The organism is Stenotrophomonas sp. P5_A8, from assembly GCF_056400545.1.
Map to the genome: position 1 here is coordinate 1 of NZ_JBFULB010000107.1, position 11,959 is coordinate 11,959.

At 68.6% G+C, this 11,959-nt stretch carries 11 protein-coding genes; 7 read left to right on the plus strand and 4 right to left on the minus strand.

What is annotated here, in order from left to right; all coding sequences use genetic code 11:
• From AC1DQP_RS09605 to AC1DQP_RS09615, 3 genes are all read right to left on the minus strand, one after another.
• Positions 1–818 (minus strand): hypothetical protein (locus AC1DQP_RS09605; RefSeq protein WP_478051483.1); only part of this gene is annotated, 818 nt, incomplete at its 3' end.
• A 516-nt stretch (positions 819–1,334) separates the two neighbouring features.
• Positions 1,335–2,045: a YceI family protein gene (locus AC1DQP_RS09610; RefSeq protein WP_478051484.1), complete on the minus strand. Its 711-nt coding sequence runs from the start codon at positions 2,043–2,045 to the stop codon at positions 1,335–1,337.
• A gap of 88 nt (positions 2,046–2,133) precedes the next feature.
• Positions 2,134–2,724 (minus strand): malonic semialdehyde reductase, encoded by a 591-nt coding sequence (locus AC1DQP_RS09615; RefSeq protein WP_457318627.1) that lies wholly within the window; start codon positions 2,722–2,724, stop codon positions 2,134–2,136.
• Between the two features lie 128 nt (positions 2,725–2,852).
• Here AC1DQP_RS09615 and AC1DQP_RS09620 point away from each other — a divergent pair, with 128 nt between their 5' ends.
• From AC1DQP_RS09620 to AC1DQP_RS09645, 6 genes are all read left to right on the plus strand, one after another.
• Entirely contained in the window at positions 2,853–3,824 is a 972-nt protein-coding gene (locus tag AC1DQP_RS09620) for a mitochondrial fission ELM1 family protein (protein WP_478051485.1), read from the plus strand.
• 76 nt (positions 3,825–3,900) lie between these two features.
• Positions 3,901–4,122: a hypothetical protein gene (locus tag AC1DQP_RS09625; protein ID WP_457318629.1), complete on the plus strand. Its 222-nt coding sequence runs from the start codon at positions 3,901–3,903 to the stop codon at positions 4,120–4,122.
• Positions 4,123–4,173: 51 nt separating this feature from the next.
• On the plus strand, positions 4,174–5,037 hold the full coding sequence (locus tag AC1DQP_RS09630) for a DUF2145 domain-containing protein (protein WP_457318630.1): 864 nt from the start codon (positions 4,174–4,176) through the stop codon (positions 5,035–5,037).
• Positions 5,038–5,101: 64 nt separating this feature from the next.
• Complete coding sequence (locus AC1DQP_RS09635; protein WP_457318631.1) at positions 5,102–5,629, plus strand: hypothetical protein; 528 nt, start codon at positions 5,102–5,104, stop codon at positions 5,627–5,629.
• 43 nt (positions 5,630–5,672) lie between these two features.
• Positions 5,673–6,197: a hypothetical protein gene (locus AC1DQP_RS09640; protein WP_457318632.1), complete on the plus strand. Its 525-nt coding sequence runs from the start codon at positions 5,673–5,675 to the stop codon at positions 6,195–6,197.
• Between the two features lie 144 nt (positions 6,198–6,341).
• Positions 6,342–6,827 (plus strand): queuosine precursor transporter, encoded by a 486-nt coding sequence (locus tag AC1DQP_RS09645; protein WP_256775177.1) that lies wholly within the window; start codon positions 6,342–6,344, stop codon positions 6,825–6,827.
• A gap of 250 nt (positions 6,828–7,077) precedes the next feature.
• Here the strand turns inward: AC1DQP_RS09645 and glnE are convergent, their stop codons facing one another.
• Positions 7,078–9,900, minus strand: a complete 2,823-nt coding sequence (glnE, locus tag AC1DQP_RS09650) for a bifunctional [glutamate--ammonia ligase]-adenylyl-L-tyrosine phosphorylase/[glutamate--ammonia-ligase] adenylyltransferase (RefSeq protein ID WP_457318633.1) — start codon at positions 9,898–9,900, stop codon at positions 7,078–7,080.
• 372 nt (positions 9,901–10,272) lie between these two features.
• Here glnE and AC1DQP_RS09655 point away from each other — a divergent pair, with 372 nt between their 5' ends.
• Positions 10,273–11,787 carry an acetyl-CoA hydrolase/transferase family protein gene (locus tag AC1DQP_RS09655; RefSeq protein WP_478051486.1) on the plus strand — a complete coding sequence of 505 codons (1,515 nt, stop codon included), beginning with the start codon at positions 10,273–10,275 and terminating at the stop codon, positions 11,785–11,787.
• Positions 11,788–11,959 lie beyond the last annotated feature (172 nt).

Below are 11,959 nucleotides of genomic sequence, written 5' to 3' on the forward strand. Positions count from 1 at the left end.
AACCGCAACGTCAACGGCAGCCGACCAACGGTCGGCTCYACGRGGGTGCGGCGCCAGCCGTATCGCCGGGCCAGCCCGATTTCCAGCAGGACCAGCGCCATGACGATCAAGAGCGGCAGCAGCAGGCCAAGGTAGATACCGGGCATCAGGCTGGTGAGCTGCGCCTTGAGCAGGCGGATCGCGCCTTGGGTGTGCAGCAGTTCGTTCATGCGCATGCCGAGCGCTTCGCGGAAGACTTTTTTGTCCACGCCGCTGTAGCCGGCCGCTTCACTGGAGAGGCTGTCTTCCACCCACTGCGACATCAACGCGCTGCGCACATGGCCGACACCGCGGCGGGTCCAGCGCTGGATCGTGCCCTCGCCCTGCAGGTAGCCGGCGCCGGGGAGCGGGTGGTCGGCGAGGTACTCGTCCACAACCTGGCGGGTTACCTCGTGCACGGTGCCATCGCTGCGCATGAGCGTGGCCAACGCGGGATCGTCGAGGGACTGTTCGAAATCGACCAGCCAGCTGGCGACCAGCGTCTGCAGGTGCGGCTGGAAGTGGTCGATCTGCTTGTACAGCGCGCGCTGCGCGCCCGCGGTAAAGCCCAGTTGCAGGCCGGTGAAACCGAACAGCAGTGGCAGCACCACCACGTAGGTGGCCACGGTCCAGTGGTGCCAGCGGTGACGGCGCGCCAGCCAGCCGCGGCGGTACATGGCCAGCCAGGTGGCGATGCCGAGCAGCAGACCGATGAGCGCACCGAGCACGGTGCCGCCGATCAGGTCGAACAGGCTGAGGCCGGTCCAGAATTCCATCATCCAATACTGTGCGTCTTGCACGGGGTGCTCCTTTGCGCGGGGGCGCGCGAAGCGAGGAAGTGTACGAGATGCAGATACGCGAGGTAGAGCCACGCCGTGCGTGGCTGACGCGAGGCAGACGGTGTGCATCCGGTAGAGCCACGCCATGCGTGGCTGGCGCGAGGCAGACGGTGTGCATCCGGTAGAGCCACGCCATGCGTGGCTGACGTGAGGCAAACGGTGTGCACCCGGTAGAGCCACGCCATGCGTGGCTGGCGCGAGGCAAACGGTGTGCCCCCGGTAGAGCCACGCCATGCGTGGCTGCCGTGAGGCGGACGGTGCGCGCGGAGAGCAGCCACGCATGGCGTGGCTCTACCGGGCGGGTATGGTCATCGAACACGGGGTTGGGGCCCGGGTCGTCGAGTACGGGGCCGGGCGGGGCGGCCAGGGCACGCGCATGACGCCGACACCGGCGCCGGCGACGCGTTGGACCCGTCGCGCACAAACAAAAAGCCCGCCTTTCGGCGGGCTTTCTGCTGTTTCTACATCAACGACCGATTACGCAGCCGGCTTTTCGCCGGTGGCTTCGGTGGTGATGCGGATGTTCACTTCGTCGCTGACGTTCGGGGCATACGCGCCGACGCCGAAATCGCTGCGCTTGATGGTGGTGGTGGCATCGAAGCCGGCGGCCGGGACCTTGGCCATCGGGTGCTCGCCGCCGCCGTTGATGGTGACATCCAGGGTCACCGGCTTGGTGACGTCCTTGATGGTCAGATCGCCCGTGACGGTGAGCTTGTTGGTGCCGTTGGCTTCAACCTTGGTGCTCTTGAAGGTGGCGGCCGGGAACTTGGCGGCGTCGAAGAAATCGGCGCTCTTGAGGTGCTCGTCGAACTTGGCAGTGAAGCTGTTGAGGCCGCTCAGCGGCAGCTTCACTTCCACGGTGGACTTGGTCACGTCGGCCGCGTCGTACACCAGGGTGCCTTCGGCTGCGCCGAAGTGGGCGGTCGGGTGCGAGAAGCCGAAGTGGCTCCACTGGACCAGCACGTCGGTGTGCGACGGGTCGAGCTTGTAGGTGCCCGAGGCGATCTGGATGGCGGCAGCGGCCGGGGCAGCCGCGGCGGCATCGGCAGCCGGGGTGGTGGTGGTGGCAGCGGCCGGGGCAGTAGCGGCATCGGCGGCCGGGGCGGCGGCGTCGTCGGCCGGCTTGGAGCAGGCGGCGATGGCCAGGGTCAGGGCCAGCGGCAACAGCAGTTTGCGGGTCATGGTCATGTCAGGTCTCTCTCGAAAGCGAAGGGAAAAGAAGAAGGTGAGGCAAACAGCCCGTCCGCGCGGACGGGCCAGGGTCCGGCGGGAACGCTTATTCGATGCGGGCCGCTTCGTCGAAGCTCAGGCGAGGCAGCCGCGGGAACAGGCCCGAAGGGTCACCGTACCCCAGATTGACGAGGAAATTCGACTTGATCGCGGTGCCCTTGAAGAAGGCTTCGTCGACCTTGGCATTGTCGAAGCCGGACATCGGGCCGGCATCCAGGCCCAGCGCGCGGGCGGCCAGGATCAGGTAGGCGCCCTGCAGGCTGCCGTTGCGGAACGCCGACTCGGTGCGACCTTCGCGCGGGCCGTCGAACCAGGACTTGGCGTCGGCATGCGGGAACAGGTAGGGCAGCTTTTCGTGGAAGTCTTCGTCGAAGGCGACGATCACCGTAACCGGGGCGGCCAGGGTCTTGTCATGGTTGCCTTCGGACAGCGCCGGGCCCAGCTTGGCCTTGGCATCGGGGGAGGTCACGAACACGAAGCGCGCCGGGCTGCCATTGGCGGCGGTGGGGCCCCACTTCAGCAGCTCGTACAGCGCCTTGAGCTGGCTTTCTTCCACCGGCTTGTCGAGGAAGGCGTTCTGGGTGCGGGCGGTACGGAACAACTGGTCGAGCGCAGCATCGTTGAGTACGTTGGACATGAAGCCTCCTGTTGAAAGGGGAACCGTGGCGGCATCGCCACCGGTGACGGGCAACGGCGCGATCGGCGAAGGCTGGCAGTGTAGAGTGTCGCGACAGTTGCAACACCCAGCCTGACTGAAACGAATTAATGCCATACGTGAAACGATGGAGTCCGCCCTGGACGATCACTGACGGCCGTGCCGGCAATGTGCGGCAGGCCGTGGCGCTGGCGTCTGCGTTGAAACTGGGGGCGCATCACCCGCTGGTCCTGGCCCCGCGCGCGCCGTGGCGCTGGCTGGCGCCGCGCGCCTTGCCGGGCGCCGCACACGGCTATGGCGATGCCTTTGCGGCACTGGCCGCCGCCCCGCCGGAGCTGGCCATCGGCTGTGGCCGCCAGGCGGCCGGGGCGCTGCGCGAGCTGCGCCGACGCGGCAGCAAGGTGGTGCAGATCCTGGACCCGCGCATCGGCGCGCGCCATTGGGACCTGCTGGTGGTGCCCGAGCACGACACCCTGCGCGGCGAGAACGTGCTGACCCTGCTGGGCAGCCTCAACCCGGTCAACGACGACTGGCTGGCCTGCGGGCGTGCCGCATTTGCCGCGTTCGGTGCCCTGCCCGGCCCGCGCACCGCGCTGCTGGTGGGCGGCCCTACCCCGCACGCGCCGTGGCACGAGCCGGACATGGTGCAGGTCTTCCAGCAGGTGGCCGCGCAACTGCGTGCCGAAAGCGGCAGCCTGCTGGCGACCACCTCGCGGCGCACGCCACCGGCGTTGGTGGGCGCGCTGCGCAGTGCATTCGCCGATCTGCCGCACGTGATCTGGGGCGATGGCGGCGACGGCGTCAACCCGTACGCCGGGTTGCTCGGCTGGGCCAACCGGGTGGTGGTGTCGCCCGATTCGGTGAACCTGCTGTCGGAGGCCTGCGCTACGCGGATGCCCGTGRCAGTGGCCTTGGCCGCGCAGGCGCAGGGTCGGCTGGCGCAGTTCCAGCAGGCCCTGCGCGAACGCGGGCGACTGCAGCCGCGTTGGCTGGAGTGGCAGACCGCAGGGCGGATCGAGCCGCTGCGCGACACTGCGCGCGTGGCCGAACAGGTGCGCGTGCGCTTGGGCATTGCCGGATGACGGCGGCAGGGGACGCGCTTTCCACCACGCCAGGATGACGGTAGATTCGGCGGCCCTCAAGGAATGGAGAACACCGATGCGCATCTGGATGTTGTCGGCATCGGCCCTGCTGCTGACCGCCTGTTCGAGCATGGACACCGTGCACGACCCGCTGTCGTGGCATTGCCAGCAGCAGGTGGATGCCGCGCGCGAACAGCCCGCACTGCGCGACCGCAAAGGCGATCGCCGGCCACTGCCGATTGTCCCGATCAGCGACGACTGTGAACGGGAAATGCGACGCGGCGAGCCGGCACGCTGATCGCGGCGCTATGATGCGCCGGCGGCACGGTGCCGCTGGAGAACACACGCCATGGATGATGCCCCTCGCCCGCTGATCAAACGCCTGCGCCGCTTCGTGCTGTGCGGTGTATTGCTGGGTGCGGTGGCGAGCGCGCAGGCCGAGCCGCAGTGCGTGGAGCGCTATCCGACACCGGCCGCCCTGGCCTCGATGTTCGACGTGGCGCTGGCCACCACCGAGACGCTGGATGCGCTGGGGGATGTGGACGTCGTGCTGATCGCGCGTGGCGGCCAGGACCTGAGCAAGTACGGCCTGCGCCACAGCCATGTGGCCTTCCTGCTGCGCGAAGAGGATGGCCAGTGGCGCGCGGTGCACCTGCTCAATCCGTGCAAGACCGATGCATCCCATCTGTTCCGCGAGGGCGTGGGCACCTTCATCGGTGAAACGTCCGCGCATACCGATCTGCGCATYGGCGTGCCGGCGCCTGCGCTGCGCGCTGCACTCAAGACAATGCTGACCAAGCCGGCGATCCAGGCGCGCGCCCTGCACGAGGCGCGCTACAGCGTGGTGGCTTACCCCTTCAGCACCGACTACCAGAACTCCAACCAGTGGGTGCTCGAAGTGCTGGCCGCGGCCATGGCCCAACTCGAAGACAACACCTTGATCGTCAACCGCACCCAGGTGCAGGCGTGGCTGAAGGACCACCAGTACCGGCCCAGCACGCTGCACATCGGCGTGGGCAAGCGCCTGGGCGCGCGGTTCTTCGTGCCCAATGCCGCCGTTACCGACCACCCGGCCAGCGAGCGCATCTCCGGCAACTATTCGGTGGTGACGGTGGAGTCGGTGTTCGACTTCGTGCAGCAGCAGAAGGGCCTGCAGATGGAGTTGCCGATTGCGCACGTGCCCGTGGACGGCATTGCCGCGCCCAAGCCGTGAGACCGCTGCACCGGAGACGGTGCAGGCATACTGCCCCCCATTTCGACGTACGCAGGAGTTGCCCATGACACGGATTTCCCGACTGGCCGTTTCACCCTTGCTGGCTGTTGCGCTGTGCGCCGCCAGCCTGCCCGCCTCGGCAGAGGAACTGAGCCAGCAGCACCCGGTGGCCAGCAGCGTCATCGTCACCTCGGTGATGAGCGTGGTGGTGGTGACCGCGCCGATCTGGCTGGTTTCGGCCGGCTTGAGCAAGGCCAGTGACGGTTCGGCCCGACGCAGCCGCGCGCGTGCCGAGGCGAAAAAAGCCGGGCCGCTGCCGCCGCTGACCGTGGAGAAGGTGGAACGCACCGCCGAAGGGGGCGTGCAACTGGCACTGCAGAATCCGCAGGCGCCGGACGATCTGGCGGTGCTGGCCTGGCCGGCGCGCGCCGATAACCCGGTAGACGCGGTGAAGGTGGGCGACGTGCTGGCCTTTACGCCCTCCCAGGGTGGCGCCGGCTGGACCGTGGCCACGACCGATGGCGCGGCGCTGGCGTTCCTGCCCACCGATGCGACCGTGGCCCAGAACAGCGAACCGAGCGCGCAGTGGTAGGCGGTGTCCGGCAATCGGGTTGCAGGGCGAAAGGCGCGGCTGCATGAAACGTATTGGACCCGTTGCGCGCGCGTCGCTGCTGGCGCTGGCGTTGATGGCCACCGCCCTGCCCGCCACGGCACAGAACCTGAGCCACGCCTCGCCGGTGACCAGCAGTGTGCTGACCACTTCGGTGGTCAGCCTGGCGGTGATTACCGCGCCGGTGTGGCTGAGTGCGCTGGGGGTGAGCGAGCTGCATGACGCCTCCATGCCGCACAACCGCATGGCCCGGGCCGAAGCGAAGAAGGCCGGCCCGCTGCCGCCGCTGACCGTGGCGCGCGTGGCGCACCAGGCCGACGGCAGCTACCGGGTGGACCTGAAGAACCCGCAGGCGCCGGAGGAACTGGCGGTGGTGGAATGGCCGGCACGCGCCGACAACCCGGCCGCAGGCGTGAAGACCGGCGACGTGCTGGAATTCATCCCGACCCCGGCCGGTGCCGGCTGGACGGTGGCCAACGCCCATGGCACGGCACTGGCGTTCCTGCCGACCACCGGCGCGGCGGCCTCCAGCATGAGCGAACGCTTCTAGATGAACCGGCCTGGGCTGGCCCCGGCCCGCCCAAGCCCGGATAATCCGCCGCTTCCCTGACCTCCCTGGTGCGCCGTGTCTGAGCGTCCTGCCATTGCCTTTGCCCCGTTGACCGCGCCGTCGCTGCTGCTGGCGGTGCTGGCCATGGGCGTGGTGGTGCTGGGCAGCAACGTGCTGGTGCAGTACCCGATCAACGATTGGCTGACCTGGGGCGCCTTCAGCTATCCGGTGGCGTTCCTGGTGAGCAACCTGATCAACCGCCGCTTCGGGCCGCAGGCCGCGCGCAAGGTGGCCTGGGCCGGTTTCGCGTTGGCGGTGCTGCTGTCGATCTGGATCGCCACGCCGCGCATTGCGGTGGCCTCGTGCCTGGCCTTCATCGCCGCTCAGCTGCTGGACATCACCGTGTTCGACCGGCTGCGCCGCGGGCACTGGTGGCGTGCGCCGATGGTGGCCACGACCTGCAGCGCGACGCTGGATACGACGATCTTCTGGAGCATCGCGTTTGCCGGCTCCAGCCTGCCGTGGGTGAGCTGGGCCGCGGGCGATCTGGCGGTGAAGCTGGCCATCGGGGTGTTCCTGCTGGCCCCGTTCCGCGCGTTGCTGTGGAAGATGGCGCCGCGTACGGCGTAGCGCCACCCGATGGGTGGCTTCGCGGTGCCGATAGGCCACTCCGCCGCACGGGTGCCTTCGCGGTGCCGATAGGCCACTCCGCCGCACGGGTGCCTTCGAGGTGCCGATAGGCCACGCCGCCGCACGGGTGCCTTCGAGGTGCCTCGAGGTAGAGCCACCCCATGGGTGGCTTCGCGGTGCGGGGCGAAAAGCAGCCACCCATGGGGTGGCTCTACCCGGCTTGGTGCGTGYAGCCACCCATGGGGTGGCTCTACCCTGCGGATGCGGCCTGGAACGGCAGGCCGGCCGCGTCGCAGGCGGCGCTGATCACCGCGCGCGCTTCTTCCAGTGCCGGGGTTGGCGCGGCCAGGCGCGGGCGGCGGTCGAGGGTGCAGGCCAGGCCGACGTCCAGCAACGCGGCGTGCGCGTCGTGCAGGCCGCTGCGGGTGCCGTCGGGTAGCCAGGCGATGTCGGCCAGGGCGTCGATCAGGCTGGGGGTGTCGCGCGGTTGCACCGTATGCGGGTGCGTGCCGGCACGGTCGAGCACGCCGGTCTGCAGCAGGAATTCGAGGTCGACGATGCCGCCTGCGCCCTGCTTGAGGTCCAGCCGTGCGGCATCGCTGCGGTCCAGTTCGGTGCGCATGCGTGCGCGCATCTTGAGCACGTCGGCGTAGAGCACGGCGTTGTCGCGCGGGCGGGCCAGCGTGTCGACGCGGACGCGTTCGAAATCGGCCAGCAGCGAGGCGTCACCGGCGATGCCGCGCGCGCGCACCAGCGCCTGGTGTTCCCAGGTCCAGGCGCGCTCGCGCTGGTAGTCGGTATAGCTGGCCAGCGAGGACACCAACGCGCCCTTGCCGCCATCGGGGCGCAGGCGCACGTCGATGTCGTACAGGCGGCCGGCGGCGGTGACCGCGCCGAGCAGGGCCATCACCTTCTGCGCCAGGCGCGCGTACCAGCGGCCGGGATCCAGCGGGCGCGCGCCGTCGCTGCTGTCCTGGTCGGCCGGGTGGTCGTACAGGAACACCAGATCCAGGTCCGAACCGAAGCCCAGCTCCAGCCCGCCGAGGCTGCCGTAGCCGATGATCGCAAAGCGCCCGCCGGGGATGACGCCGTGCGCGCGCTGCAGGTCCGCCTGCACCAGGGCCAATGCGGTGACCACCACGGCCTGCGCCAGTTCGGCCAGCTGACGGGTGGTATCCACCGCGCGCTGGCGGCCATCCAGCGTGGCCAGGGCCATGCGGAAGCTGAGTGCCAGGCGGGTTTCGTTGAGCATGCGCAGCGCCGCTTCGGGGTCGTCGATGGCCAAGGCGGCATCGCACTCGGCCTGCATGCCGGTGGCATCGGGCATCGGCCCGGACACGCGCACGTCGAGCAGTTCGTCGAGCAGCAAGGGATACGCGGCCAGTCGCTCGGCCAGCAGCGCGCTGCGCGCGAGCACGTCGACCAGGCGGGCCAGCGCGCTGGGTTGTTCGTCCAGCAGCGCCAGATAGCTGGTGCGGCGCAGGACCGCCTGCAGCAGGCCGAGCACGCGCTTGAGTGCGGCATCGGGATGCGGTGAGCGGGTGGCGGCGTGCAGCAGTGCTGGCAGCACGCGATCGAGCCGCGCGCGCGCGCTGTCCGACAGCGACTTCACCCCGAGTGACTGGGCGAAATCGCGCAGCGACTGGTCGGCACTGTGCGGGTCGTGGAAGCCGGCGTCGGCCAGCACCTCGGCACTGCCGTTGTCGGGCAGGCCGCGCCAATAGTTGGCCAGCGCATCCGGGGCGGCCTGGCCCTTGCGCGGGGCCAGCAACGCGGCGAACTCGGTGCTGACGCGATGGCGCTGCACATCGAGCGCGGCGAGCAGCGCATCCCAGTCGGCATACCCCAACCCGGTGGCGATGCGCAGGCGGTCGATCGGGTCGGTGGGCAGGGCGTGGGTCTGCGCGTCGCGCAGCATCTGCAGGCGGTTTTCCAGCCGCCGCAGGTGGGCATAGGCGTGGAGCAGGTCGTCACCATCCTGCGCGGCCATCTGCCCGCAGGCCACCAGCGCCGGCAGTGCATGCAGCAGGCGACGCTCGCGCAGGCTGGCTTCGCGGCCGCCGCGGATGAGCTGCAGGGCCTGCGACAGGAATTCGATCTCGCGGATACCGCCGGGGCCGCGCTTGATGTCATCGAACATGTCGCGGCGCGAGACCTCGGCGGTGATCGCCGCTTTCATCTCGCGCAGGCCATCAAGTGCGGTGAAGTCGAGGTAGCGGCGGTACACGAACGGGCGCAGGGTCTGCAGCCACACTTCACCGGCGGCGATGTCGCCGGCCACCGCGCGCGCCTTGAGCCAGGCGTAGCGCTCCCAATCGCGGCCTTCGCGCTGGAAATACTGGTCCATGCCGGCGAACGACAGCGCCACCCGGCCGGCATTGCCGAACGGGCGCAGGCGCAGGTCGACGCGGTGGCTGAAGCCGTCCACGGTGGTTTCATCCAGCAGCTTGGCCAGGCGCTGGCCGAGCCGGGCGAAATATTCCTCGGCGGCGAGCGGGCGGGCGCCGTCGGACTCGCCGCCCTGCGGGTAGGCGTAGACCAGGTCGACGTCGGAGCTGAAGTTGAGTTCGCCACCACCGAGCTTGCCCAGCCCGAACACCACCAGCTGCTGCGCGCTGCCATCGCCGGCGCGGACCACACCGTGACGACCGGCGAATTCCTGTTCGAGCGCGGCCAGGCCGATGCCCAGGCAGTCTTCGGCCAGGGCGGTGGCGCCGGCCAGCGTGGCCGGCACGTCGTCCAATCTGGCCAGATCGCGCCAGATCAGCCGGGTGGAGGCGGCGGTGCGATAGCGACGCAGGCGCTGCTGCCACTCGCTGGGTTGCTGCGGATCCAGCGTGGGCAGTGGCAGCGGCGGGCAGCCCGGCAGGGTCAGCTGCGACAGCAGTGCCGGCTGGCGGCACAGGGTGTCGATGGCGAAATCGCTGGTGATGGCCAGCAGACGCACCTGATCGAGCACGTCTGCCGAAGGAGGCCAATGGCCGCCCTCGTTGAGCGACAGGGCCAGGCGCGCCAGGGCGCGGTCAACCAGAGGGACGAGGGTGGCGGGGACGGCGTCGGCGGGAATCGGCATGCGGGGATTATGCAGGGCATGCATGGCGCACCGGGCGATAAAGCAGGTTCACCGGTTGGGCGTTCATGCCCGCGCGCGTCGACGCATCAGACCGGGCGGCGCTCCGATTCTCCGGAGGCGAGACATAAAAAAGCCCGCTTGCAGCGAACTGCCAGCGGGCTCTGCTCCCTCCCCCACGTCGGGATGCAGGTCGATCTTCTAGGGTCGGCGAAGAAGTTGCACGCTGCACTGCAAAACAATACTTGCGGGTACAGAAGTCCTTGCAAAACTGAACAGGGACCTGCAATAGCGCGATTGCCATCCCACCTTGGTCGCACCCCCGGCGCTGTGTGGATCGCCGATAATGCAGATCCCCCCAAAAACGTTGTCGTCATGTCTGTCGATCGCATTGCCGACGCGCGTCTGCGTGACCGCGTTGTATCCGCCGAAGCCGCCGCCGCGCTGATTCAGCCCGGTGAAACCGTCGCCATGAGCGGATTCACCGGCTCCGGTTACCCCAAGGCGGTGCCGGTCGCGCTGGCCCAGCGCATCGAGACCGTGCACGCCCAGGGCCTGCCTTTCCAGATCAGCCTGATGACCGGGGCCTCGACCGCGCCGGAGCTGGATGGCGCGCTGGCCAAGGCCGACGGCATCGCCATGCGCATGCCTTTCCAGAGCGACCCGGATGCGCGCAACCGCATCAACGAGGGCAAGCTGGATTACATCGACATCCACCTCAGCCATGTGGCCCAGCACGTGTGGTTCGGGTTCTATGGCGAGATCGATACGGCGGTGGTGGAGGTGTCGGCGATCCGCGAGGACGGCTCACTGGTACCGTCCACGTCGGTGGGCAACAACAAGACCTGGCTGGACCTGGCCAAGAAGGTGATCATCGAGGTCAACGCGTGGCAGCCGGCCGGCGTGGATGGCATGCATGACATCTACTACGGCACCGCGCTGCCGCCGCACCGCAAGCCGATCCCGCTGGTGCACGCCAACGACCGCATCGGCGAAACCTCGCTGCGCTGCGACCCGGACAAGATCGTGGCGGTGGTGCGCACCAACGGCCCGGACCGCAACAGCCCGTTCAGTCCGATCGATGCGACCAGCGAGCAGATTGCCCAATACCTGATCGACTTCCTCAAGCACGAAGTCGCCAAGGGCCGACTGCCGGCCAACCTGCTGCCGCTGCAGAGCGGCGTGGGCAACATTCCCAATGCGGTGCTGGCGGGATTGGCCAGGAGCGGCTTCCGCGACCTGGCTGCGTTCACCGAGGTGATCCAGGACGGCATGCTCGACCTGCTGCGTGATGGCGTGCTGAGCTATGCCTCGTGCACCGGTTTCGCGTTGAGCCCGCCGGCCAACGAGGCGTTCAAGGCGAACATCGATTTCTACCGCGAGCGCATCATCATGCGCACGCAGGAAATTTCTAACCATCCCGAACTGGTGCGCCGCCTGGGCTGCATCGGCATGAACGGGATGATCGAGGCGGATCTGTACGGCAACGTCAATTCCACCCACGTGATGGGCAGCCGGATCATGAACGGCATCGGCGGCTCGGGCGACTTCGCGCGCAACGGGTTCCTGTCGGCATTCCTGAGCCCGTCGACGGCCAAGAACGGCAGCATCTCGGCGATCGTGCCGATGGTGAGCCACGTGGACCACACCGAGCACGATGTGTCGGTGATCGTGACCGAGCAGGGCCTGGCCGATCTGCGCGGGTTGACGCCGCGCAAGCGCGCGCGGGTAGTGATCGACAATTGTGCGCACCCGGATTTTCGCGACCAGCTCAACGATTATTTCGACCGCGCCAGCCGTGACAGTTATGGCAAGCACACCCCGCACCTGCTGCCGGAGGCGCTGTCCTGGCATCAGCGGTGGTTGGACACCGGGACGATGAAGGCGTGAAGCAGGAAGGCCGGGCAGATGCCCGGCCTTTTTCAAGGCGCTTCGCCCATATGCGGGGCAAGCAGAAACGTGCCATGACGCTTTTCAGGCCGTTGGTGGGTCGGGCGTTGGGCCCCGATGCCCTTTCCGGCGAATGTCCTCCGGCGTCGGCCTGCGGCCGCCMCCTCCCCCT